The sequence below is a fragment of the Tolypothrix sp. PCC 7712 genome (assembly GCF_025860405.1).
Classification (GTDB): Bacteria; Cyanobacteriota; Cyanobacteriia; order Cyanobacteriales; family Nostocaceae; genus Aulosira; species Aulosira diplosiphon.
Genome location: NZ_CP063799.1, coordinates 1 through 23,436, shown reverse-complemented (window position 1 = coordinate 23,436; position 23,436 = coordinate 1). Strand labels below are relative to the sequence as shown.

Genomic DNA, 23,436 nt, shown 5'->3' with positions numbered 1-23,436 from the left:
CAGTTCCCCAAAAAAATTGAGTGTCTTTTAAGTCGAGGCGTGTTCCATTAAACTAAGCGAAACTCTCACGAGTCCCGCTCGTCTTCAGAACCGGACGTGAGACTTTCACCTCATCCGGCTCCTCAATGACTTGGCTCAAGTTATGAGTACCTCTACTACCATCGTTGGCAGTTTTGCTGTCGTGGCAGTGACGATGTAATGATTGGAGGTTGCCGTACCTGTCCTTTCCGCCAACGGAAGTTGGAATGATATGGTCAATTTCGATTAAATCGTCTTCCCTAAAATACAATCCGCAGTGAGCGCACTTACCTTTCTGTTCTTTCAAAAGTTTTGTGACTCTTGTTGGAACTAGGGGGTGTTCTCCTCTTCTAGAACTCCAGTATTTCAGGTTTCCATCGAATGGCGATGCTGTCCCCTTAACTTTGATATGCCTAACAATTGGCTTGCTAGCATGGCTGATTAAGGTTTCGGCTACTTGACCATCTCTAGTTACTGAGAATACCCAGTTGTTGCCGCCTACTGTATTCCAATACTTATTGGCTACCCATGACCCAGATTTACCTGAGTGGCGACGCTTCGCCCATCTGGAAAGCTTTTGGTATACTAGGTAATCAAGCGTAGAGAATGTTTCTTTGCTTACAACTGTCGAATAGTAATTGACCCATCCCCTAATGATGGGGTTGAGTTTTGCTATTAGTGCGGCTTGTGGGGCTGCTTTGTGAGCGTCGATAATTTCTGCGATTGCGTCGTAGTGTTTCTTAATCGCTTTCAAGCTGGGTTTGATGAGTGTTTTAAATCCTAGTAGTTTACCGTTAGTTGATTTTCCTGACTGTTTGTCATCCACCTTGTACTGTCTAACATGGAATCCGAGAAAGTCGAACCCAGAGTTTTTGGTCATTTCTGACTCTTCTAGGCTATTTGTCGGGTTAAACAGGGTTTTCCCTATTCTGGTTTTACTAGGACTCAATTCTAGACCCATTTTTTCTAACCACTTTGAGACTAAATCTCTCATTTCAACGATTTGAGATTTTTTGTTGGCAAGTATTACAAAATCATCGGCATATCTTATTAGGGATATGGTTTGTTGATTTATTCTCTTTTTACCTTTTAGACTATGTGCATAATCTATTACTAGCTGTTCTAGCCCGTGAAGGGCGATATTCGCTAGTAAGGGAGATATTACACCGCCTTGTGGTGTGCCTTCTTTAGTCTCAAAGAATTGTCCATCATCCATTACACCCGATTCCAACCATGCTTTGATAAGTCTGTGCATTGTTGGGAATGTATTGATTTTCTTGAGCAATTCTGAGTGGTTAATTTTATCGAAGCATTTCGATATATCAGCATCTAAAACATACTTAACAGATTGTTTGATGTTGTTAAATATTGCTTCGATTGCATCATGGGCGCTTCTTCCTGGTCGGAATCCATAGCTATTTGGCTCAAAACGAGCTTCCCATTCTGGTTCAAGAGCCAGTTTGGCAAGTGCTTGAGTCGCTCTGTCATGCATAGTGGGAATACCTAGGGGTCGCTTGTCACCGTTGGACTTGGGAATCCAAACACGACGGGTAGCATTAACTTTTTGGTTAATGTTCAAGCTTAGTACCAAAGTAAGTCTAGCCTTGGGGGTTAATGACTTGATGCCGTCAACTCCTGCGGTTTTCTTACCCTGGTTATCCTGGGTTACTTTGCGGACAGATAAGGCTTTTCCTGACCAAGACCTCATCAAGGTTTTTTGGAGTCTGCGTACTGCTAATGTATCACCACGTAGAGAGGCTTGGAATATTCTTTTCTGAAGCTTATAAACAGCACGTTCTAGCTTTCGCCAGTTAATGCTATTCCATTCCACCATCTGATTGCTCAGTGTTTTAGACATATATACTTCCTAATGTGACCATTCCTACCAAATCATCGTGAGTACGTCAGCCTATCTTGACCATTACAGCCAAGCGTTCGCTTCTTACTCAATCTTGCCCGTCAAGGCATCCGGTTAGCACTTACTCAGGTATTCGACCACACTTGCGCCTTGCTCAGTGCGTACCTGAGAGCGTTTGACGGGTTACTTCGTTCCGAATAACAATACTGATACCTTTAGAGTGACACTGTTCACCGAGTTTATCGGGGGTGCTTATTGGTCGGTCAGAAACCCGCCAATCCCTTATCTTTTGCCTTTTGGCGCAGCGTTTCAGCCTGATTTCGCTGTATGCGTTTTACGATGATTCAAACGTGTCTTTCTTTCGTACTCATGGATATCTTGCTCGGCTCCTTACCAGGTTTAGGCTCCCAGTAAGAGCGCCTTTCATTCCCGCTTTACCGATTGATGGCTAGTCTCTACAGTAGGGAAAGGGCTTTCACCTCAGCACTTGAGGGGTAGGATTCACACCTACATTGTTATTCAGTTATCTAGGCTATTACCTAGCAGCTAATCCCCTAGAATCCTTACGGAGCCTAGTTTCTAGCTAACGAATCGCACTTCTACATAACGCACCCAGCACCCATCTTTGGAAATGGTTTCGTGAAGGTGGATGTTGCGGTTGCGAACTAGCGAGTTAGCGGCGGGCATCATCACAGAAAAATCACCGTAGATGGCCTTGCCGTACCCGGCACCGGGGTCTTTACCTGCGATGAGGGCATTTAGTCCAGAATTGGCAAGCGAAGATGCTTGACTGAGCCAAGAATTGGCATTGGTGTATGTAGCTGTCATGGTTCAGAATTTTTAAAAGTCTTGATTTTTCTGGCTTGCGAGAATTTAGAGGCGCTTATCGCCTTAAATTCGCACATCCAGTTTTGGGCAAGCCATAATGTCACTTTCTGGCTTCTATTGCCTTTGTTGGGTGACTACTTTTGGCTTACATATTTACTATAGCTCGAATACTCACATACTCTAATACTCCAAAATGATATTTTCTTATACTTTGGCGATAATTAAGAAAATTAATTAATGAGTATTTGAGCTATGGAGGAAAAGAAAAAACCAGGAAGACCATCAACCAATAAAGATGACCCTGTTTATGTCCGTGCCAGAGTGCCACGAGAACTACACAAATCTTTTAAGCTTGCTTGCACGGAAGATGATTTGGTTATGGAAGATGTAGTCAGGGATTTGATTAAAGACTGGCTTACAAGAAGAGGCAAGAAAAATTCAGCTTAAATTTTAGAGTATTAGAGCTATATAATAAATTTGACTCCTGTTACTTTTCCCCATTTTAAGTTTGAGGTGAGGTTGCAGGAATAAAAACAACTTGCAGAACCTCAATTGCTCGAAAAACTATCAACTTTTATTAAGTAATTTCAAGTAAAAAAACAAGTCTTGTTATACCAAACAGGACTATAAGTTCTGTAAGATCGGGCAAGAATTCAAATTAAACATACAACGGAGGTAAATATACAACAGCCCCAAAAATTAAAAGGACAAAGAGTCACTAAGTAGTGAACGCTTTGCCCGACAGAGAAAATTAAATATTTCAAATATTGAGAAGCGGGGTTTATCTCTAGAGAACCAAAAAAGTGGATTGGTAGTTGGAAGCTCTAACCACTGATTGGCGAAAGAGATTATTCCGCGCTGCTTACTCATATTATATGAGTTCCTGTGGAAATTTCTATATTTTCACTGCCGAATTTTGCCCCAAAATTTATCAATTTTTTTGCCCAAAAAGATTCTAAATAAGCAAAACAGTAAATCTCATAGATATAAGGTATAGCAGCGCAATAAACCCCTCCAAAGGCACGAAAGCCAAGTTTTGAGGGAAAAAGCTGTGAAAAATAGTAGCTGTGGACTTCAACAAATAGAAGTCACAGAGAGGATCGAGATCATCTCCCGCCCCTCTCACATAGAAGCAACCCACTGGAATGAATGGTTAGCCAGTGCCGTTGACCCAGGAATTATTGAATTAAACGTTATTTCAGTCTCAGGCACAGCCGCCTATGACTATCTGTTCTACGGTCAAAACATCCCCCGCCGTAACGACGGAAGACTTAGGGACTCTGTATTAAAGAAATATCGCCACATCGAAGGACTTTCCTGGTGGTGCAGTGGCATTGACCCACTCAACGATGAAAGCTCAATGCAGTGGGGCTGCATGAAGCCCGATCGCCCCAGGCGAGATCCGAACAAAGTCCATAAAGTCATCAAATACGAACATCCGTTGCGAGTGCCAACACGGGCATTCTTCCTAGCAGTACCGGATTACATTTGGGCTAGTGTAGCCGCACGCTATGAAAAATCCATCAGCGATGAAGATAAAGCTAATGGTTTCTGGCACTGGGTATGGAAATATAACATCCCAATTGTAATTTGTGAGGGAGCCAAAAAAGCCGGGGCGTTACTTACTTTGGGCTATGCCGCAATCGCGCTCCCTGGTGTCAACGGCGGCTACCGCAGCCCCAAAGATGAATTTGGGCAATTCATAGGCGAAAAACATCTGATTCCAGAGCTGCAACACTTCGCCACACTGGGGCGTGTTTTCACCATCTGCTTTGACCACGACACCAAACCAGAAACAGTGCAACGGGTGAACATTGCCATCGCCCAAACTGCCAAACTGTTAACCAAGTGCGGCGGTCAAATCCAAGTTACAGAATGGAATTACCCAGAAAAAGGCATTGACGACCTCATCGCCTTCCGGGGGCCAGCTGTAGCCCAAGAAATAATTGCATCAGCTAAAACCCTTGAACAATGGCTTGCTAAACAATACAGCCGCCTATCCTATGAAGCCGCCCTAGTTCTCAATCAGCAATACTTAGGCCACCTGCCCATCCCAGATAGCGCCCAACTCATTGGCTTAAAAGCCCCCAAAGGCACAGGCAAAACTGAATCATTAGCCCCCATAGTCGCAGATGCAATCGCCAACGGTCAACCCGTCATCCTGTTATCCCACAGAGTTCAGTTAGCCCAAGCGATCGCTGACAGAGTAGGTATCCCCTACGTCACCGAAGTCAGAAACTCCGAAACCGGCAGCTTACTTGGCTTTGCCCTGTGCGTAGACAGCTTACACCCCCATAGCCAAGCCAAATTTAACGCCATCAACTGGAGAGAACCCCTAGTGATCATTGACGAAGCCGAGCAAGTTATTTGGCACGCCCTCACCGCCGCCACCGAAGTGAAAAAGCATCGCGTAGAAGTCCTCAAACAACTGTCCCAGCTGCTCAAAAACGCCCTTTCCCCTGGACGCGGTAAAGTGATCATCGCCGATGCCGACTTGTCCGACTTATCAGTAGAACTAGTCACAGGTTTAGCCAATGTCAACATTAAACCTTGGATAGTCGTCAACACCTGGAAAGGTAAACCTTGGAAAATCCACAACTACAACCAAAAAAATCCAGTTGACTGGTTAGCCGCCCTAGAAAGCGAAATTCAAAACGGCGGCAGAGTTTTCATCGCCGTGGATGGACAAAAAGCTAAATCCAAGTGGGGAACAAAAGTACTAGCAGCCAGGTTAGACAAACAATTCCCTTTCCTCAAAATACTTCGCATTGACTCAGAAACAATTGCCGACCCCCAACACCCCGCTTACGGCTGCATTAGCCACCTGAATACAGTGCTACTAGCCTATGATATTGTCATCGTCTCCCCATCCATTGGCACAGGAGTCAGCATTGACATCAAAGGGCATTTTACCAGCGTTTGGGGATGCTTCCAGGGCGTAGCCGCCGAAAATTCCACCCGGCAAGCTTTAGCCCGTGTACGTGAAGATGTGCCGCGCCATATTTGGGTAGCACCGCATGGCTTAGGACAAATCGGCAACGGTGCCATTAACCTGAAATCACTTTTAGCCAGCGAACATCAACGCTTTCAAGCTAACTTGCAGCTGCTGCAAAATGCGGCATTAATTATCAACGATGAAATCGACATTAACCGCACTGCCTTAAACGTCTGGGGGAAAATGGCTTGTCGGATTAACACCGGAATGATAGCCTACCGTGATGCCGTGCTGGAAGGATTACGCGAAGAAGGCCATCTGATTATCGATGCCACCGACAGCGAAAATGCTGACAAATTACTTCACGAAATCACCGCCGTTAAAGAATCAGTTTACAGCGCTGAATGTGAAGCCATAGCTGATGCTGACATAGAGGAAATGACTAAAACCAAATATGAGGCACTGCAACAGCAACGCACAAAAACCACTTCAGAACGCTACCAAGAACGTAAATATAATTTACAGCAACGTTACGGTGTAGACATTACCCCCAAACTAGTAGCAAAGGACGATGACGGCTACTACCCCCAACTAAAACTACATTATTATCTGACAGTTGGCAGAAAATTTGTCAGCGAACGAGACCGACAGTTAGGTGAAAAAATGCTGCAAGCTAAAAGCGCCTGGCTACCAGATTTTAACGGCGGTCAACTTGGTTTAATCATTACAGCATTAGAAGTGTTAGGCATCCCTAATTTTCTCCCCACTGACCGAGAACTGCGGGGAAATGATGAGGATTTAATCACAATGGCTAACCATGCGCTGCACTTTAAGTGGCAAGTAAAAACCGTGCTAGGTATTACCCTAAATGACCAAGATAGCCCAGTTGTAATTTTGCGGCGCTTGCTCAAAAAGATAGGACTTAAACTAGAATATCTCGGTCGAGATGGCAGCGGCGAACGCCAGCGAATTTACCGTGTGGTTGGTGACGATGATGGACGCGATGCTATTTTCCGTTATTGGTTAGCCAAAGATTCACCCCAATTTACCCAAGTCACCCCACCAGATAAACGTCCACTAACGGTATCTATAGAGATAACAGATCCATTGGACAATCAAGTAAACTCAACACAGATAAAGCAGGAACCACAAGGCATTAACTCAGGCATTAACTCCCTTTGATAACATCTCGCGGCTCCTTGACCCCCCGACTTGGTTAAGAAATTTATCTGTTAAGGCGAGCAGGGGGAGCTGGGGTAGCAGGGGGAGCGGGGGGAGAGAAGAGCCATTAAACAGTAAGTTTCTTTCCCCCCCAGCCTCAAGAGCCTCCTCAGATCCCCTAGCTTATTTTCTCCGCTTAGGGTCAGTACCAAGATAGCGTTCAACCCGCTGTAGCTTGGTATTAGTAAAGCCAGTACGCTGCCAAATAGCTTGTAAATAGTCGTGGATATCGTCTGATATCCTCACCGGAATAAACAGATTAAGAATAAAAAAAATCGACAAAGTAGAAAAAGCTGTAAACATGCCAATCGTGCCATATTTACTGATAGGTTCAGAGCGATAAACCTCTTTCTCTATCGTGATAGGTTTCGGAGGTGGAGTATTCCTCAACTCTTGAATCACTGTAGTCAACCTGTTCGTGTGACTCACTAGGTCGTTCCAATTCGACTTGAGCGCGGCGACTTCGCTCCTCAGTCCTTTGAACTCTAAGTTCTCTAACATGGGCGACGATGTGGGAGTATTCTGTAACTGCGACATGAAGAGAGTCAATTGCTGCATTAAATCTGCATTGTTCTTCTCTAACTCGTTGGAGGAGAGATTCTGAGTCTTCAATTCCGTCGTCAGCATTTCGATAGTCACCATCGCCTTGCTGAGAAGTTGATTCTGAATAAGATTCGTCTGTGCCCATGCTTGTAACTCCGCCCTATCCCTTTCGCGTTCAGTTTTTTGCGACTGCTTAAAACTTTCAAATTCCTTATATAATCTGCCCAGTGCCGTTTTAACTTCTCCTAATTCACTGAACTCTACTGAATTGTTATTTGCAGTAGAGGAGTTGTTATTATTCTTGCCGTTGCTATTATTCATAACTCACGTACCAAGATTACTTTTTTGGGGCATGGTGTAGCCAAAGCCTGACCCTATATCAAGCCCAAACCTCTGATTTCTTATCTATCCGTCATTGCTATTACCGTCATTACTCAGTAGCTTTCTTCTGACCCCGACGAGAAGAAGACACAGTTACTTTTGACTGGCCTGAAGCCTTTGCTTTTGATGACGTAGTTTCCTGCTTCTCTGGCTTATTACTCTGAGATGTCTGCAACCCTAAATAAACCTCAGCCTTTTCAATCTCAGGTTTAGCCAGATCCAAAAACCCACTCACCAGTAGATAATCCCCAAACGGAAAACCATTCTCTTCCGTCGCCGCCGAATAAGGCAGACCCTTCTCAATCAACATATCAAAAGTTGAATACTCCAACTCAGGCATCTCAATCTCAATGCCTTGTAACTCTGATATAGTTGCCCTAGTCTTGCTATTCTCCCAACGTAGAAAACCCAACCCCTTATCCCAACACAGATTCTTTACCACCACATAATCAGCCTGATTACCGCAGAACTCCAACATTGCCTTCAAGCTAGTAATCACTGAATAACCCAAATTCAACACCGTCACCAGAGTCACCCGATAACCCAAATCCCCAGCAATCTTAAACAACCCAAACTTCCCAATAATCTCTCTAGTTTTATTCCCGCTAGCCCCTGGCATATCTACCACAACCACATCAGGAGTATCGGCTTTTACTTCCGTAAAAAATCTCTTCGCTTCAGCCACTTCGATAAAGTTTAACAACCGGACACCAGAGCCAAAACTTTGATAATACTCATAGAGTTCTGGATTCTCCGTATCAGCATCATAAGCTAGATAATTAATTCCCAACGAATGCATTACATCCAAAAGTAAACGAGTAAAAGCAGTCTTACCAGTACCGCCCTTACCGCCCAAAATCATCACAATGCGTTTCATAAATCACTCCTATCAGTGATATTGAACTGGGATTGAGTCTTAGTCCCAGCTTTTTTCCTTTTAGTAGTTTGAGGTTTAGATTCATGTGATAACTCAACAGCAGAGTCTGCCGATAAACCATCTGAATTTACATCTGACTCAATCGGTGAGACACCATCATTAGTTGCAGTGTCTACAGAAGTTAAATCAGAGTCAGAGTTTGAATCAGAAACAGTAGCAGTAGACTCAGGATGACTGTTGTTTGACGCAGTAGATGCTAATGCCCTTTTATGAAAACTCTTAATACCACTAGCCGCTAGTTCCACACTATGCCCCTTGAAAACCTCAGCAACATCCTCATAGGAGTAGCCAGCGTCCAACATATCCTGAATAGGTTTAGCCAAACTTTTAACCAACTCTTCCAGACTGATAGTTTTCGGAGTAGCCGCCTTTTGTTTAAGACTAGCTTGGATATCTTCTACTTTGGATAAAGGAACAGCTTTAGGTTTACGGGGCATAGTTAGGTTAATGAGGGTGTGGGGTATAGGGTGTAGGGTGTAGGAATTCCCCTCAATTCAATGATGGGATTTAACCATGTAGGTAACGGCACAGGGTGTAAAAAAAAAGATGATTTGATGCACTTTTCTCTATAGCCCACACCCTATTCTCTAACTCCTAGCTTCTACACCCTAATTTTAGTTAGTAACAAATTATCCCATTGTAAGAAAACTCTCTCACAAGAAACTTTAAGATTCTTGTTGTCATGTGACGAAAAGAAACAAAAAGAAGTTACTCGATAAGTACAGTAGACTAGTGTAAAAAAGCAGTAACAGCGTCATTAAAGCCCAGCAGAATCCCATCTCTCACCAGATTGTTTAACAGACCATGACTCCAGTTACACAGGGCAGCACATCCACTTTACCCGCAGTGTCCCACAGTCACGTACTCCCCCAAATCCGCGTGTAGCCCCGTGGTTCTCGTTACCCCAACCCCGTCGCGAAGACAGAGGCAAGCAATACGCCTTAACGCGCTCCGCGCTGCTTTTACCTGCGGTAAAAGAGGCGTTCATTGCTTGTTGGGGGTGTCCCCCAAACCCCCTTTAAAGAGGTATTGTCAAGGGGTAAAGGAGTCCAAAAAGTTCCGGGTGATTCGCCTACCTGCGCGGCACTTCGTGCCATAGCAGCTACAGCAAATCACCCGGTTAAAAAATAAAAATTCAAATATAAAAAGTCCCAGTTATGCAGCCAAACCCACGCACCAACCTGAGTAATCAACTAGCTGACGCACTAAGTAATCGGATAGTAGAGCCAGATACAAAGAGAGAAATAACCATTACCTTTAGGGTAAGCACTGCCGAAAAAACTAGGCTAGAACAACGATGCAATGGAGTGGTGCAGAGTGACTATATTAGAGCGAGATTATTTGATTACCCTTTACCCCAACCAAAATTGACTATCCCTGAAGTCAACAGACAGACTATCTACGAACTAAAAAAAATTGGGAATAACCTCAACCAACAAACCAAAGCCATCAACGAAGCAGTAAAGATTGGTAGCCAACCTCTCACCAGTAACGTCAAAGAATATCTGCAAACAATCAAAGAACTAATAGCCCTATTAGAAGAAACTCACGCCAGCCTATCTCAGCCAATACCAGACGAGGATTAGCGAAATGATTACCAAAATTAAAGCCAATAAATCATTTCGTGGCACTACCAAATACGTACTAGAGAAAGAGAAAGCCCAGATTATTGGCGGCAATATGTACGGGAGAATCACCGATAAATTAGTAGAGCAGTTCACCCTATCAGCCCACCTCAACCCCCAACTAAAAGACCCCTGTTATCACCTTATGCTCAGTGTACCGAAAATTGACAGAGATTTAAATGATGACGAATTAGCTAATCTTTCTCAACGTCACTTTGCAAATGTCATTGTGCTATCACGGCTAAAAGGTGATGAAGCCCAAGTCAAACAACCTGATAAAAGGATATCTGACACCAAGTTAAACCAGCTAGTTGATGAATTTATAGAAACAGAACTACCAGCCTATGACTTTTTCATAGCCCGACACTCAGACAAAAAACACGACCACACCCACATCGTTGCATCTAGAGTCAATAACCTAGACGGTAAATCCATTCGTACCTGGAATAATTACGCCCATTCGGAACACTCAGCCCGACTGTTAGAGCGAGAATTTCAGCTAACTCCAGTACAGAGTAGTTGGGAAAGTAAACGGAAAGCTATGACTCGAAACCAACTGGAACGGGTCGAGAGTATGGGGCTTCCTGGTGAAGAAATAATGCGCCGAGCGATTGAAAAAGTAGCAGTGAATAAACCCACAATGCCAGAGTTTATTGAGCGATTATGGTCAGAGCATCAAGTCAAAGCCATCATTAGTTATTACAATAATGGCGGAGTCAGAGGCATTAAGTTTGGTATTGATATCGGCTCAGTTAATGAAGATGGTTCGCCCCGACTACTGTGGAAACAGGGAGGTAATCTCAATAAATACAAATGCTCATTTAGTAAACTTCAGACAGAATTAGGCGTAAATTATCAACCATTACGAGATGACGCAGAAATTAAACGCCTCATTGACCTCATAGAATCAGCCCCAATTCCGCGAATTAATCAGCCAATAATAGAGCAAAAAACATCTAATATAACTACAGATAATCAGGAAATAATCCCCAAACAATCCGAGGCTATACCGTCAATTAAAGCCCCAATAACCCAGGGTCAATCATTAGAGTTATACAGGCATTACAGCCTAGAATTAGAGAAGGAATTGGTCACAGACAGAGATAAACAAGTAGCGGTCAGAGCCATAAAAGATGGGAAAACCGACCCAGAAGTTGCAGAAATACTCAAAGCCAGCCCTGCTAATTGGAATCAAGAAGAAGCCAGAGCATTAGTATTGATTGCTAAAAATCAGTTAGCCAAACAGCAACCATCACCTGAAGGACAACGAGTAGAACAACAGCAATTAAAACAAGAATTATTAGCTATAGCTGTCCCCGTAGGTGTGGAGTTAATCAATCACTTAATCGAAGATACTGGTAAAGATAGCCTGAAGTTTAAACACTCTACTCTGTCAAAACAGGGTAGAGAATTAGTGTTTACTCATGATGAACGAGGTGAGGTATTTCGTGTCCAAGTCAACCGTAACCCTCAAAGTGAGATTGAGTATTCCATAGTGAATATAGGTGAAGTAAAGCCGTCAGATATTGAGACTTGGCAAAAAGCCGAGCAGATATTGCTTGACTATATAGAGCAAGAACAACAGCAATCAAGAACTAGAGATAGAGGATTATCCTTATAAACAATGCAGGGGACAGAATTGAGAACCAATGGCGATTTTTAGCACAGTTTTGACCGTAAAAACTATTACATTTCATTGGTATTACTTTACAAGCCATACTGAAACTGCAACAGTGAAATTTTGAGACAGAAGAAATTGAAGTCCAAGTTACAGTTTGGTAAGGTTGAGATGAATCAAGCTGAACAATTGCAAGATCAGTATGTCAAAGTCGGCTCTGTAAATACCCGATATTGGCAAGCGGGAGATTCAGGCAGCACGGTCATTTTGCTTCATGGTGGTGGCGGCTACATTGAGTTGTGGAAGTACAATATCCTTGAATTAGCCAAACATCATCGCGTTTATGCGTTTGATATGGTGGGTGCAGGTCGTTCCGATAAACCCGATGCTGCTCATTACACCTTTGACTTCATGGCTCAGTTCACGCGAGATTTCATGAAGGTTTTAGAGATACCCAAGGCAAATTTGATTGGAACTTCTGCGGGCGGTGGAGTAGCACTCACTTTAACGTTGAACTTCCCACAATTAGTTGAGCGACTAATTCTGGTTGGCAGTGCGGGTCTAGGGAAAGAACTTAATTTTCTGCTTCGAGTTACCACAATTCCTGGTTTAGCTAAGTTGTTTAGTTCACCAAGCAAATCAGGTGTAGCGATGTTGTGTAAACAGGCAGTGTACGACTCAAAACTAATCACTGATGAAATTGTCGAAGAGTTTTATCAAATGGCAACGCTTCCAGGAGCAGCAGAAGCAACATTAAATCTAGGTCGTTCAAACTTTAATATCTGGGGGCAATTCTATCAGTCAATTGCTGACAGATTGCATACTATCGAGGTTCCGACCCTAATTATTTGGGGCAGACAAGATCCGATGGTTCCTGTAATCCATGCTCAGAATGCCGTTAAGATTATTTCTAATGCTCAGTTGGAGATTATTGAAGAGTGCGGTCATTGGAGTCCAATCGAGCATCCACAAAAATTCAATCAGCTAGTTCTAGAGTTTCTATCATAATTTTTGAATTGGTTGACGGTTGCCAGCCAGCTAACAAGTCAATGAAGCGGCGATTTGAAAACTCGCGCTTCGTTCTAGGGGTTTTAGTCGATGAGTCGTGTTGAAAGACGAACTCGTTGCCGCTATCGCCGCCTAATTGCAACGAGTTCTTAAATCTTCTTAAATATTAGTATCAGTTCTATATAGAAATAAACCTATGCTTTACTATCAATAATCAATCAATTACTTATAGATTTTGTTGCAAGTAAGAAACTGAGTTAAGAAAAATTTGATTAGTTCGCTCAATATCTTTACCTATAAGGTTTGTGAGAGCCATTATGTCGCAACTTCCTTGCGCGGTCGCTCCTCTCCAAACCCTTGTCAACAAAGCTTTTCAGCTTAGTTATCAAACTTTTTCTTACTTTTATTTCTTACTTATACTGATATTCATAAATAAAATATTCATATTACCTTCAATATCATTGCCTTTACTCTATATATAGAACTTAATTAAGTAACTAAGTTAAGTAATTAAGTTAATCAAATGATTATTAGTACATCTCACCTATTGGTGAAGCCCATTGTTCACAAATGTATAGCATCTGACATTGCTGACGCTTATACTCAAATAAGTTAAGTAATTGAGTTCCTTAAATGCCAGTGATCTCGTTTTGTAATCAAAAAGGAGGATGCGGCAAGACTACTGCTGCCGTGCATTTTGCTTTTTGGCTGCATAGAAAACGTAAAAAAGTCCATTTCATTGATGCTGATGCTCAAGCGAGTGGTTCTTTTTGGATGTCCGCCCTTGCTAATGTCATCCCGACATCCAAAATTATTGATGCAAATGACTTAATTGAACAACTGCCAGTTTTGGCAGAAAACTATGCGTTTGTAGTTGTAGATGGAGCGCCGAATGTTACTGAATCAACACGCGCAATTTTATGTTTATCAAATGTCTCAGTAACTCCGATTCAACCAACAGGATTAGATTTACATTCTGCAAGTGAGGCAATTCGCTTAATTAAATCAGCCCAAAAAATATCTGGTGGTTTACCTCTGCCTGCAATATTTCTTTCTCGTGCTGCTAAAAATACTCGGCTAAAAAATGAAGCACTGGCTTTTTTAAATGAAATACCAGGGGTCAACTTATTAAAAACTGTAATTCACAATCGACAAGCTATTGCTGATTCTTTTTCTCAAGATACAACTGTTTGGTCAATGAAAGGGGCTAAAGAAGCTGCCGAAGAATTTGATTCCTTATGCCAAGAAATTTGGAGTTTACTTAAATGACTAATAAACGAAAACCATTAAACGAGAAACTTGATAAATTTATCTTTGGTAGAGAAGAAGAAAATGGTAAACCTGCGGATGATTCTAAAAAACCTAGACAGTCAGAGCAGAATTTAGAAAAAGAATCAAGTGACTTATTAGACAAATTAACTAAGGATTCACCCCGTCAAGAAAAACCTATTCGAGTTAGTTTGGATTTGTCTCCAGATATGCACAAAAAGCTAACTAACCTCGCTAATCGAACTGGTAGAAAGAAATCAGAAATTCTGAGAATCCTTCTAGAGCAAGCATTTGAAGAAATTAATATTGAGTAGTTAAGCAACTCAGTTACTTAACTGACTTACTTAACTCAAATAAATTGTGCTTTCACTTTCAGTATTAATTTAATGGAAGCTTTACCCGATAATTGGGCAGATATTCAACCTGATACTGTATATTTTTCAATCAGTGGTCTGCTAGTTTCATTCGCAAGTGAACTGCTAGAAGCGACTGTGATTGGGTTTTAAATAGTAGGGCTTAAACTGGTACATAAAAATGCACCAAATGCCCAAAAAGTTATGGCTATTAGTAGAAGTATCAATGTTGAGGATCTAAGTGTAGAGAACATGGAGTTGCTAGCTGCGATCGAAGTTGAAGTGGAGCTTGTTATTCAGCATTCTCGTAATTTGCGGAATATTGTAGTCAAGCACCTTGAGTTACCTTTTTTGAATTTTAGAGTAACTCCAGATTCCACAATTGGCGGTTGTCCAATCGAAGCACTCGATATTCCACCAAGGGCAAGTCATCCAAATGGGGAACCTAGCTATGATTTGTTGAATTTCCGACTAAAGACTAAGTTAGACTGTTCTAATTTCCACCCTGGACAAAAAGTTTTGGTTGAAAAGCTTCTGCTGCTTGAGTAGTTTGAGATGGTTAAAAGCGATCACTAGACAGTCCCCCAAGAGTGTAATGTCGTCTTCCCCATATAACACGACATCACAGATGGCGATCGCGATTGGGGTTAATTTTTGCTTGGATACCTTACAGTCATTGCATTTCGCTCTGATGTTGTCAAAATCCCAAATGCCGACTATAAGGGGCGAAAGAAGCAAAGATACTGGCTTGGAAATCTATTTTTAGTTGAAGTAATGGCTCAGGTCGAGTACCTTGTGCCTGTTTTAAAATAATCAGTCTGTAAAATAGATTTTATTCTTATAAAGTACATTTTATTTATGTTTTCCAAGGAAGATAGTAACTGGGATTTGTCCGTTGATGACCGTAGTGGTCAACGGATGCTTGTTGTCGAGGTGAAGACTAAACGTAATGCCTCAAGAGAGTGGGCTGCACAGCTCCGACGCAATATTCTCGCCCACGGTACTTTTCCGAAAGCTCCTTATTTCCTGATGGTCTTTCCAGATCGCTTCTATTTATGGACGGGTGCTGATGACCAACTCAAGCAGAGCGAACCAAATTACAGTATTGATGCCCGCCCTATTCTTCAGCCTTATTTTGAACAGGCTGGAGTAAGTGAGGACAAAATCAGTGGTGAGAGCTTTGAACTGATTGTGGCATCGTGGCTAGGGAAAATCATTCATGCGTCCGAACCCCTTGAGGATACCGATACATCGCAACAATGGCTGATAGAATCAGGGCTGTATGATGCTATAACGGGAGGGAAATTCGAGCATACGGCTGCTGCGTGAATATTTACGTTGAAACTAACTTTGTTCTGGAACTAGCCTTTCAACAGGAACAGTGTACCAGCTGCGAACAAATTTTGCAGCTATGTGAAGCAGGGCATGGTCAACTGGTCATTCCAGCCTATAGTCTAGCTGAACCTCATGAAAAACTCAGTCGCCAAGCCAGGAACCGCAAGGATATCCAACAAGCCCTCGATCTTGAGTTGCGGCAACTATCGCGCACAGCCTCTTACATGAATCGTATCCGCAGTATTCAAGACATTTCTTTATTGTTGGTGCAAAGTAATGAGGAAGAAAGGGATCGCTTTGTGCAGTATCGGGAGCGGCTATTAAAAATTGCCCAAGTCATTCCCCTGACTGCCGACATTCTTTCTGAGGCAGCGGCTTGTGAAAGTCCTTATGATCTCAGCCCTCAAGATGCTCTTGTCTATGCTTCAGTTATTACCCATCTGCGTCAACATTCACCCCTTTCAGCGTGTTTTCTTAATCGTAACTCCAAAGATTTTGATAGTCCTGACATCGTTGATGAACTCAATAGCTTGAATTGCAGGATGATACCAAGGTTTGATCATGGCTATGCTTTCATTCAATCGCGTCTATCACCGTAAACCCCAAAGAATACTGTTGACGAATTCGGGAAACGCTTATGCAGAGTGGATGGCTTGAGGAGTAAAGCAATGGAGTTGTATGACCCCAAGCAGAGTTTTAAAGTTTGCGTTTTGTTGAAAGGAGAGTGACACAAGCAACTTATAACCGCCAAACACAGGAGTGCTTGGTTCAATTTAGCAACAAAATTAATCTGAATGAATCTCCGCTTCCTCAACACCAAAGGCGTGATCGCCCCCTGGTTATATGGGAAACTTACTAGGGAGCGATCACCGATAATAGAACTTATCGGTTTCGCTGACACCAGAGGCAAACGCGCACCGTTTCAGTCCATTTCCCAATGCTGCTTTACGCGAATTGCCAATTAAGAGCGCTAAGTTTATGCTGTTATCCAAACAGTCTGCCAGTCTGACCGCCGACTATGACCAAAATCGACCGAGTGCCAGTAGCCCAGCTTCCTGATAAGTACGGAATTGTTAAATCCGTCCTCTATGACCGCATAAATCGGTTAGGCATCAAGCCAACCAAAATTGGCAATAAGTCTTACATCAGTGGAGAGCAGTTAGAATTGCTGGATCTGCTAGACACTCACATGAAAACGGGAGGCAGTATGGCGGAGTTCGCTGACCGTTATGCCAGTCAGGGAGGCACTCAGCAGGAGGATTTTGATTCTTACACGGAGTCTGCCAGTCAGGGAGACGCTCAGTTAACAGTGACCGGACTGACCGCCAGTCAATTCGGTCAACTGCCACAACTGATTGAAGGTTTGGTTACAAGGCTGATTCCCGCTATCGTCCGCCAGCTTCCGGCATTAGCTCCTGACCCAGTTGCTCACTTGAGAGCATTAGAAGAAGCTTATAAGAATGGTTGGCTCCTCAGCACTCAAGAACTGGCCGCTCTACTGAAATTATCTCCTTCTACTGTTCGCGGATACGGTACACAGTTTGAAGATGCAGGTTTTGTCTTTACCAGGGCAGGAACTAGGAAGCGAGGAGAAGTCGCGTGGTCGATTGGAAAGCGCAGAAAATCCAAATAAATTTAGGGACTAAGTAAAAAGTAAGCAACGCTATTTTATTCAAACAGAAATTATTGTGCTGCAAGCATCTTTTTTAGTTCGACTGCGTAGCTTTATTGCTCGGTCGCACCTCAAGTCCAAAAAAGACCTGATTGCAAAGTGACAATTTGCAATTACCTTAACCTCTCACGGATGGCATCAAAATGAATTTTTGATAATTTTATAGTTTTATATGTTTGTATAGTACTATATTAATTACAAGCGATGAATTGTCATATTAAGACATGAGTGAAAAAAAGCATGAAACAGATGGAGTAAAGCTTTCAGCCTTAGAAGAGGATATTCTCACTCTGCTACGAGGATTAGAGATGTATGGGCTGGAAATATTGGATGGATTAAATGACGGTAGACCCATTCCAATTGGATTCGGAAGTTTGTACCCTACATTGAACAGACTTGAGAAGAAGGGATTAGTTAGTTGGAAATGGGGTGACGAGCAAGATGAAACAGGTGGAGCTAGGCGTAAATACTACAAAGTAACGGGTTTAGGAGCAAACGTGCTAAGGGAAGTTCAAGAATACCGCGAGAAATTAGCTAATCGTGGTGCAGCACAAGGTCAACCTGGCCTGCAAGGAACTTAAACAGATGGAACAATCAGACGAAGTTTATTTTGACAATTTTGAAAAATTCATACAGGAATGCCTGGAACGGCAGTTCCAGCCGGAGATGGAGCAGCCGAAACTGCCGGAGCTAAAGCCGCAGAAACTGCTGTTGAGCCTAACGTTGAAGCAGAAACTGCCGGAGCTAAAGCCGCAGAAACTGCTGTTGAGCCTAACGTTGAATATGGGGCTGTTACAGATGTTGTTCCTGGTTCTAGGGCTGGGGTTGGTTCTAGGGTTGGTGTTGGTTCTAGGGTTGGCGTTGGTTCTAGGGTTGGCGTTGGTTCTAGGGTTAGGGTTAGGGCAGGGATTAGGACTGTTTCTGGTACTGTGGCTAGGGTTCTGTTTGGTGTTATGGGCATTCGCCCCAAAGGATGGAATCTTCGGCCCGTGGCTTCGGTGTTTGGGGTTGCTGCTAGAGTTGGTTCTGCTTTTGGTTATAGGACTGGGGTTGGTTCTGGGGTTTGTGGTAGCGCATGATCTGTTCCTGGGGTTGGTTCTGGGTTTAATGTTCTTGCTAGGGTTGGTTCTACTTTTGATTGTGTTAGTTCTGGTGCAAAAACAGAGGAATCGACAGCGACTAGTAGAACTGAAAGGCTTTCTAGCTAGTCTACTTCCCGAGGATTGGCAGGCTGACTTGAATGATTGGCGTTATCAACAACTTGTTCAGAAGAAAAAACCTAAACTATGGGTCAACATTATGACTGGCTTTCACTTGTTAGGGATGTTCAAAGCCTACCTTCAAATTCAGGTAGAAAATATGTGGCCCTACAAAAGAAACCAAGGTTAAAGAATCCAATAAGTCAGATCGATCAAAATGGGTCGGAACTCTTAAGAGTTCCAGCTACCAAAACCCATGAAAAAGGCTGATATAACTGGGTTAGCAGGTTAAGCAACTGGCATTAATGCTCAACTACAGGAATAACGTAGATTGACAGTCTCTAAATTAGAACACTTGCTTGAGAGCTTACTAAATAACCAGGCTGGTTTCAAAAATCACAACGAAAGGATGAACAAGCTATGCAAGACAAAAACTCATTTGCTATTACACCCCATTTGCAAGATAAACCAATGAACCAACTTGTAACAACAGCAAGAACACAGAGTATTGTAGTCTCTTATGATATCTCAAAACAATGGTATGAAGAGCGCTCTCGACAAGCTAAATGGAGCTTTAACACTGCTATTACTCTAGCAATAGTAGCTGGAAGTTTTGGTGTTTTAACTGCTGTCTCATTGTCGAAAGGAAACATAACGGCATCTGTAGCAACAGCAACAATATCTCTTGTTTCCGGCGTTGCTACCAGACGCTCTTTTGATTTGTTCAAAGAGGCCAACCAAAGATTAGATGAGGCAGCAAAAACACTTTTAGAAGAGTAGTCAATTACAATAGGGAGTCTGCCAGGATACCAGATACAATTCGTTTACTCGAACGGGGCGAAAGTCCCTGTCACATGGTTGCTATCGCCAAAATCTAACTGAATAATGAAGCGTTTTCTAGATCCTTTTAATTCTGCTAAATAGAGCTATTGGGCATTGAGCCGACATCCCTGAAAGATTCTGCAATTTGGCACCCATTGAACTGAAGTTCTAACAAGTGGCAACGTATTCAATCCAACCCATCCATCAATAATTCAGACATTTCCAGTTGGTCACGATTGCGGTTGTCGTCGTAAATTTGGAGCGTATTTAGTTTAGCGTGTCTGCTGAGTTTCTGAGCTTTACGCACATTGCCATCAGTTTTTTCAAGTACAGCAGTGATAGCACTGTGGCGGCATCGGTGCGGCGACATATGTTTTTCAACCCCAGCCCGTTTAAACAAGCGTTTGACTATTTTATAGATACCATCCCCGGTTAACCTGTGACCTTCTGCATAAAAATCAACCGAAGTAAACAACGGGCGGGACGAAGACATATCGCCACCACGGGCAATCAACCAGTCAGTAATCGCTATGACAGTGACTTTTGGCAAATTAACTGTCTCTCGGACTTGCTTGCCCTTACTCAAAATTGATAGCGTTCCCTTAGTACCGTCAAAATGTCTCAAGTCCAAGGTGCTGACCTCATTTCTCCTCAGCGCATTACCCCACAGCAGCAGCAACAAAGCATAGTCCCGCTTCCCCACTAACGTCGAGCGATCGCACTCTTTAATTACGCTCAAAAATTCTTGTTCGCTGACACCGCTAGTATCGCGGTAAGCCTGCACTGGAATACTATCCACATCCACCGCATAGTTGCACACCCCCAGCTTTCGCCCGTAGGCCACCAGAGATTTTATTGCCGCCAGTCGGCGGTTAATCGTGTTAGGTGCTAATCCAGCTGACGCAAGTATGGCTCTATATTTAGTCACTACCAGCGTGGCTTTGTGACCGTCCAGGTGTAAAAACTCCAAGATAGAATCCCGATTCGGGCGCAGTCCCGTCATGCGCGTAAAAAAATCCGTGATATCTTTGCGGTAAGCCCGACGAGTTCCCTCACTATTTTTAGATTTCAGCAGTTCCTCCAAAACATCGGGTTCAGAGTCAATGACACCAGCAAAGTACGCCTCAATATTGGCACTGAGGGCATTTTCTAATTTTTGGACTACAACTAACTCGACTGGTTCTGTATCTTTGCTCATGACTCCCCGCAAGCTACGGTATTGAGAATGGTGGTTTCCAATACCGTCCTTTATTATGCAGCTGTTGGGGTACAGTGAAGGGGTTTTTCTCTGGTTGCGGCTTGCTCCCATAGCGTCGGTTGATAAATCGTTGCTATCAGCGAGTGATATCAACTTTTGGCAACATCTGACGGCGTACATGCTTAAGTTACACAGGGCAGGAACATCAGTGAGAGGTTAGAGTGATTGCACTTTTGTCAAGAGGATGTAGGAAAAGGGGCTAAATCCAGTTTGTAGACTGGCTTTCGGAGATATTTAACTACGCCTAAGTCTTGATTCTCTGGGGCCGCAAAGTACTTAATGGGGTTATCTGCTTTACCTTGATCGTAAGCGACACGCCCCTTAAAACTTATTTATCACTCAATTTATTTGTTCTCTGGTAACTTCGGTGCTTGGTGTTCAGGTACGGGAGGACGATTTTTTATCTCTGGCACATCACTTGAAACAATCTTCGATGCAAATAGAATTGATAAAACGCCAATTGCTATAGCAATCTGTATGTAAAACTCAAAACTGTCAGCACGAGCAACCCCACGTTGAAGAATACGCCAACACTTTTTAAATAGTCCTTGGTTTTGTTTTAAAGCTTCCCAAGCGTTCTTGGGTATAAAATGTTCAATTTCAATGACATAGTTTTTTATGCCATTGCTAGATGCTTCACTAACTAAGGAATAGACGATAGCATCACCATTCTTAAATCGGTAAGTTCGCATCTCTCCAACGTTTAGACCACTGAAATAACTATCATCAACATGGAGCAATCTTTCAAAATGCTCATACGCAGATTTAAATTCACAGTTCTGGTGAATTTGAGGATTTACATTAACTTGAATGTTAACTGTTTGCTCGATGTTCATGGGGTTAGAATTGACTTAGTGTTTATTAACTTGCTGCTTGGTTTCTCTAGGCAGCTTTTCATTTAAAAGTGCCGATTTGTAATGGTAACTATGAAGACTAAAGCATTGCGAAGCCCTCAAACCATGCCCATAGGTGTAGATGTAGCGGTGCGATGTAGAAGTTGAGTGTTAGAGGATAAAGTAAATGTCGGTTAACCCATAATATTGCCGCAACTGATGTAACTTAAAGGATAAAGTTGTCGCTTAAAGGATAAGGTGACCGTTTTAAAAGGATAAAATGGCCGCAGAACAAAACCTATAGATTATTTGGTGCAACAATTTAATACGGCACAGCAAGGGTTTGAAGCTCCTAAATTTCAGAGACTTCAATTGGTACAGTCTTATCCGTGGCGATCGCAAGATTCAAAATGGCTAATCAATTCCTTAGCGTAAGTTTCTGTTCGCCTGCTCATTTCACCCCATACTTGTAAATACCTAGAGTGGCAAAGCTAGCTAGAGCAAAAACTCAAACCTAGTAAATTCGTTATTGTTGAAAATTTTGGTTTACTTATTTACGCCTGTTTCAATCATTACAAACCTACTCTAGTTTATTTTGCCGTTATAGGTAAATACCAGTATTACGTAACCTCCTACCTTGAATCTATCGTTACAGCTTTTAGTTGTAATACTTTTGTCTATGAGTTCGTAACACTTTCGCCAACAGCATCTTGCTATATCTGCGCCAAATTGGGAGAGGTAAAATTTTTCTGAATCAGTACATCAGTCCCTAAACAACGAAAAGTAAGAGAGGGAGGATTGATTAGCGGCGTATCACACGGCTACAATCCTGCCATCTCGTCGTTTGTATCTACTTCGTTAGGGTTTATGTCGATTCTGCGTTAGCTACTTCAGAGATTAACAAGGCGGTAGCACTCAATATAACTACCGCAGCTCCAATGCGCCTAACTTTAGGTCTACTGACAATCTCAACAGTTTTTTTCCAAAAAATGGCAGAAGTTGATTTCCCAGGAGGACTAAAATCAAAAGGTTTTTCCTGCGGTTCCCAATCTTTTAGCTGTTGTTCTTCATCATCACTGAAGCTATCGTCATTTGACTGATAGCTTTCAAACTCTGGCTGTTTATTTTCAAACGGCTTGTTCATTCTGTGGCACCGTCATTAAATTTGTAAAGAGTAGTTGTTGATAGAAATTGATTTCTAAATTACCGAAAAACTACTTCTGCAATACTGCCATCTGGCTTTCGGACGAGAATTGTGCAGCCGGTTTGGACGACTCGCTGAATATACTCCTCAGTGGCAATCGCCTTCCTCAGCACCTCATTTTGAGTGATCTGCTGTGAGTTTGTCAGCCAGTCGAGCTTCTTTACATCACTGCTAGAGAAGCTAACAGATAGACGCTTACCTTTAGGTAAATCATCCTCTAGTGGGATGATCGGTTGCTCTGCTTTTGAATTAGATTTTGGATACGTCTCAGAATCAATACCATCAGCAGGAATAGAGGCAGACGACTGCGTTCTACTCTTTGTCGAATGTGATTCTGACGCAAAGTAAGCTTCGTTTTTATGTGACATGGCGTTCCGAATCCTCCTATTGGAAGAACGAATGTGGCATTTGCAGCAAAAAAACAATGAAGTAGCTTTGCCTTAAACAGCACACTAAGTTGTATCACTATACTTAATATACACCAAATTGGTGTTTTTTTGGTGCATTATTGATTTTTTA

General features: G+C 42.6%; 25 protein-coding genes. 15 read left to right on the top strand and 10 right to left on the bottom strand.

Annotated elements, in window-relative coordinates:
- Positions 1–52: 52 nt before the first annotated feature.
- On the bottom strand, positions 53–1,876 hold the full coding sequence (gene ltrA, locus HGR01_RS41570) for a group II intron reverse transcriptase/maturase (protein WP_045873524.1): 1,824 nt from the start codon (positions 1,874–1,876) through the stop codon (positions 53–55).
- 579 nt (positions 1,877–2,455) lie between these two features.
- On the bottom strand, positions 2,456–2,704 hold the full coding sequence (locus HGR01_RS41565; protein ID WP_045873525.1) for a hypothetical protein: 249 nt from the start codon (positions 2,702–2,704) through the stop codon (positions 2,456–2,458).
- A gap of 252 nt (positions 2,705–2,956) precedes the next feature.
- Between HGR01_RS41565 and HGR01_RS41560 the strand changes: the two genes are divergently transcribed.
- Both HGR01_RS41560 and HGR01_RS41555 read left to right on the top strand, forming a co-directional pair.
- Positions 2,957–3,151: a plasmid partition protein ParG gene (locus HGR01_RS41560; protein WP_045873526.1), complete on the top strand. Its 195-nt coding sequence runs from the start codon at positions 2,957–2,959 to the stop codon at positions 3,149–3,151.
- Between the two features lie 604 nt (positions 3,152–3,755).
- On the top strand, positions 3,756–6,821 hold the full coding sequence (locus HGR01_RS41555) for a plasmid replication protein, CyRepA1 family (RefSeq protein WP_081584126.1): 3,066 nt from the start codon (positions 3,756–3,758) through the stop codon (positions 6,819–6,821).
- Between the two features lie 162 nt (positions 6,822–6,983).
- Here the strand turns inward: HGR01_RS41555 and HGR01_RS41550 are convergent, their stop codons facing one another.
- The 4 genes from HGR01_RS41550 to HGR01_RS41535 form a co-directional block, all read right to left on the bottom strand.
- Positions 6,984–7,163, bottom strand: a complete 180-nt coding sequence (locus HGR01_RS41550; RefSeq protein ID WP_228045598.1) for a hypothetical protein — start codon at positions 7,161–7,163, stop codon at positions 6,984–6,986.
- 28 nt (positions 7,164–7,191) lie between these two features.
- The gene (locus HGR01_RS41545) at positions 7,192–7,548 is read right to left on the bottom strand and encodes a hypothetical protein (protein WP_228045597.1); all 357 of its coding nucleotides are present in this window, start codon (positions 7,546–7,548) and stop codon (positions 7,192–7,194) included.
- 285 nt (positions 7,549–7,833) lie between these two features.
- A complete protein-coding gene (locus tag HGR01_RS41540; RefSeq protein ID WP_045873528.1) occupies positions 7,834–8,661 on the bottom strand; it encodes a hypothetical protein in 828 nt (275 codons plus the stop codon).
- On the bottom strand, positions 8,658–9,158 hold the full coding sequence (locus HGR01_RS41535; protein ID WP_045873529.1) for a hypothetical protein: 501 nt from the start codon (positions 9,156–9,158) through the stop codon (positions 8,658–8,660). Before HGR01_RS41535 ends, HGR01_RS41540 begins: the two co-directional genes overlap by 4 nt.
- 720 nt (positions 9,159–9,878) lie before the next feature.
- On the opposite strand from HGR01_RS41535, the gene HGR01_RS41530 reads away from it, so the two are divergent.
- From HGR01_RS41530 to HGR01_RS41470, 13 genes are all read left to right on the top strand, one after another.
- Positions 9,879–10,307 (top strand): plasmid mobilization protein, encoded by a 429-nt coding sequence (locus HGR01_RS41530; protein WP_045873530.1) that lies wholly within the window; start codon positions 9,879–9,881, stop codon positions 10,305–10,307.
- 4 nt (positions 10,308–10,311) lie between these two features.
- Positions 10,312–11,967 carry a relaxase/mobilization nuclease domain-containing protein gene (locus HGR01_RS41525; RefSeq protein WP_045873531.1) on the top strand — a complete coding sequence of 552 codons (1,656 nt, stop codon included), beginning with the start codon at positions 10,312–10,314 and terminating at the stop codon, positions 11,965–11,967.
- A 168-nt stretch (positions 11,968–12,135) separates the two neighbouring features.
- A complete protein-coding gene (locus tag HGR01_RS41520) occupies positions 12,136–12,972 on the top strand; it encodes an alpha/beta fold hydrolase (RefSeq protein WP_045873532.1) in 837 nt (278 codons plus the stop codon).
- Positions 12,973–13,605: 633 nt separating this feature from the next.
- Positions 13,606–14,241 carry an AAA family ATPase gene (locus tag HGR01_RS41515; RefSeq protein WP_045873533.1) on the top strand — a complete coding sequence of 212 codons (636 nt, stop codon included), beginning with the start codon at positions 13,606–13,608 and terminating at the stop codon, positions 14,239–14,241.
- Positions 14,238–14,555, top strand: a complete 318-nt coding sequence (locus HGR01_RS41510) for a ribbon-helix-helix protein, CopG family (protein ID WP_052335371.1) — start codon at positions 14,238–14,240, stop codon at positions 14,553–14,555. The genes HGR01_RS41515 and HGR01_RS41510 overlap by 4 nt, the downstream gene beginning before the upstream one ends.
- Before the next feature lie 243 nt (positions 14,556–14,798).
- Positions 14,799–15,143 carry a hypothetical protein gene (locus HGR01_RS41505; RefSeq protein ID WP_045873534.1) on the top strand — a complete coding sequence of 115 codons (345 nt, stop codon included), beginning with the start codon at positions 14,799–14,801 and terminating at the stop codon, positions 15,141–15,143.
- Positions 15,144–15,452: 309 nt separating this feature from the next.
- On the top strand, positions 15,453–15,923 hold the full coding sequence (locus tag HGR01_RS41500; protein WP_045873535.1) for a hypothetical protein: 471 nt from the start codon (positions 15,453–15,455) through the stop codon (positions 15,921–15,923).
- On the top strand, positions 15,920–16,528 hold the full coding sequence (locus HGR01_RS41495; protein WP_045873536.1) for a PIN domain-containing protein: 609 nt from the start codon (positions 15,920–15,922) through the stop codon (positions 16,526–16,528). Before HGR01_RS41500 ends, HGR01_RS41495 begins: the two co-directional genes overlap by 4 nt.
- A 419-nt stretch (positions 16,529–16,947) precedes the next feature.
- Positions 16,948–17,562: a hypothetical protein gene (locus HGR01_RS41490; protein WP_045873537.1), complete on the top strand. Its 615-nt coding sequence runs from the start codon at positions 16,948–16,950 to the stop codon at positions 17,560–17,562.
- Positions 17,563–17,825: 263 nt separating this feature from the next.
- Positions 17,826–18,182 (top strand): PadR family transcriptional regulator, encoded by a 357-nt coding sequence (locus tag HGR01_RS41485; RefSeq protein ID WP_045873538.1) that lies wholly within the window; start codon positions 17,826–17,828, stop codon positions 18,180–18,182.
- 57 nt (positions 18,183–18,239) lie between these two features.
- On the top strand, positions 18,240–18,680 hold the full coding sequence (locus tag HGR01_RS41480; protein WP_155539567.1) for a hypothetical protein: 441 nt from the start codon (positions 18,240–18,242) through the stop codon (positions 18,678–18,680).
- A complete protein-coding gene (locus HGR01_RS41475; protein WP_155539570.1) occupies positions 18,667–18,990 on the top strand; it encodes a hypothetical protein in 324 nt (107 codons plus the stop codon). Before HGR01_RS41480 ends, HGR01_RS41475 begins: the two co-directional genes overlap by 14 nt.
- Positions 18,991–19,220: 230 nt before the next feature.
- Positions 19,221–19,580, top strand: a complete 360-nt coding sequence (locus tag HGR01_RS41470; protein ID WP_045873540.1) for a TRADD-N-associated membrane domain-containing protein — start codon at positions 19,221–19,223, stop codon at positions 19,578–19,580.
- A 229-nt stretch (positions 19,581–19,809) separates the two neighbouring features.
- Here HGR01_RS41470 and HGR01_RS41465 read toward each other — a convergent pair whose 3' ends face one another.
- From HGR01_RS41465 to HGR01_RS41450, 4 genes are all read right to left on the bottom strand, one after another.
- The gene (locus HGR01_RS41465; RefSeq protein WP_045873541.1) at positions 19,810–20,820 is read right to left on the bottom strand and encodes a tyrosine-type recombinase/integrase; all 1,011 of its coding nucleotides are present in this window, start codon (positions 20,818–20,820) and stop codon (positions 19,810–19,812) included.
- A gap of 404 nt (positions 20,821–21,224) precedes the next feature.
- Entirely contained in the window at positions 21,225–21,716 is a 492-nt protein-coding gene (locus HGR01_RS41460) for a hypothetical protein (RefSeq protein ID WP_045873542.1), read from the bottom strand.
- A gap of 862 nt (positions 21,717–22,578) precedes the next feature.
- Positions 22,579–22,857, bottom strand: a complete 279-nt coding sequence (locus HGR01_RS41455) for a hypothetical protein (protein WP_045873543.1) — start codon at positions 22,855–22,857, stop codon at positions 22,579–22,581.
- Between the two features lie 59 nt (positions 22,858–22,916).
- Entirely contained in the window at positions 22,917–23,285 is a 369-nt protein-coding gene (locus HGR01_RS41450; RefSeq protein ID WP_045873544.1) for a hypothetical protein, read from the bottom strand.
- Between the last annotated feature and the right edge of the window lie 151 nt (positions 23,286–23,436).

Excerpts from the sequence above, each read along its gene's own strand:
- HGR01_RS41565 (WP_045873525.1), bottom strand. The coding sequence starts at position 2,704 with ATGACAGCTACATACACCAATGCCAATTCTTGGCTCAGTCAAGCATCT.
- HGR01_RS41480 (WP_155539567.1), top strand. The coding sequence starts at position 18,240 with ATGCCTGGAACGGCAGTTCCAGCCGGAGATGGAGCAGCCGAAACTGCC.
- HGR01_RS41465 (WP_045873541.1), bottom strand. The coding sequence starts at position 20,820 with ATGAGCAAAGATACAGAACCAGTCGAGTTAGTTGTAGTCCAAAAATTA.
- HGR01_RS41535 (WP_045873529.1), bottom strand. The coding sequence starts at position 9,158 with ATGCCCCGTAAACCTAAAGCTGTTCCTTTATCCAAAGTAGAAGATATC.
- HGR01_RS41530 (WP_045873530.1), top strand. The coding sequence starts at position 9,879 with ATGCAGCCAAACCCACGCACCAACCTGAGTAATCAACTAGCTGACGCA.
- HGR01_RS41515 (WP_045873533.1), top strand. The coding sequence starts at position 13,606 with ATGCCAGTGATCTCGTTTTGTAATCAAAAAGGAGGATGCGGCAAGACT.
- HGR01_RS41485 (WP_045873538.1), top strand. The coding sequence starts at position 17,826 with ATGAGTGAAAAAAAGCATGAAACAGATGGAGTAAAGCTTTCAGCCTTA.
- HGR01_RS41560 (WP_045873526.1), top strand. The coding sequence starts at position 2,957 with ATGGAGGAAAAGAAAAAACCAGGAAGACCATCAACCAATAAAGATGAC.
- HGR01_RS41500 (WP_045873535.1), top strand. The coding sequence starts at position 15,453 with ATGTTTTCCAAGGAAGATAGTAACTGGGATTTGTCCGTTGATGACCGT.
- HGR01_RS41545 (WP_228045597.1), bottom strand. The coding sequence starts at position 7,548 with ATGGGCACAGACGAATCTTATTCAGAATCAACTTCTCAGCAAGGCGAT.
- HGR01_RS41510 (WP_052335371.1), top strand. The coding sequence starts at position 14,238 with ATGACTAATAAACGAAAACCATTAAACGAGAAACTTGATAAATTTATC.
- HGR01_RS41525 (WP_045873531.1), top strand. The coding sequence starts at position 10,312 with ATGATTACCAAAATTAAAGCCAATAAATCATTTCGTGGCACTACCAAA.
- HGR01_RS41455 (WP_045873543.1), bottom strand. The coding sequence starts at position 22,857 with ATGAACAAGCCGTTTGAAAATAAACAGCCAGAGTTTGAAAGCTATCAG.
- HGR01_RS41540 (WP_045873528.1), bottom strand. The coding sequence starts at position 8,661 with ATGAAACGCATTGTGATGATTTTGGGCGGTAAGGGCGGTACTGGTAAG.
- HGR01_RS41520 (WP_045873532.1), top strand. The coding sequence starts at position 12,136 with ATGAATCAAGCTGAACAATTGCAAGATCAGTATGTCAAAGTCGGCTCT.
- HGR01_RS41450 (WP_045873544.1), bottom strand. The coding sequence starts at position 23,285 with ATGTCACATAAAAACGAAGCTTACTTTGCGTCAGAATCACATTCGACA.
- HGR01_RS41460 (WP_045873542.1), bottom strand. The coding sequence starts at position 21,716 with ATGAACATCGAGCAAACAGTTAACATTCAAGTTAATGTAAATCCTCAA.
- HGR01_RS41470 (WP_045873540.1), top strand. The coding sequence starts at position 19,221 with ATGCAAGACAAAAACTCATTTGCTATTACACCCCATTTGCAAGATAAA.
- HGR01_RS41490 (WP_045873537.1), top strand. The coding sequence starts at position 16,948 with ATGACCAAAATCGACCGAGTGCCAGTAGCCCAGCTTCCTGATAAGTAC.
- ltrA (WP_045873524.1), bottom strand. The coding sequence starts at position 1,876 with ATGTCTAAAACACTGAGCAATCAGATGGTGGAATGGAATAGCATTAAC.
- HGR01_RS41505 (WP_045873534.1), top strand. The coding sequence starts at position 14,799 with ATGGCTATTAGTAGAAGTATCAATGTTGAGGATCTAAGTGTAGAGAAC.
- HGR01_RS41550 (WP_228045598.1), bottom strand. The coding sequence starts at position 7,163 with ATGTTTACAGCTTTTTCTACTTTGTCGATTTTTTTTATTCTTAATCTG.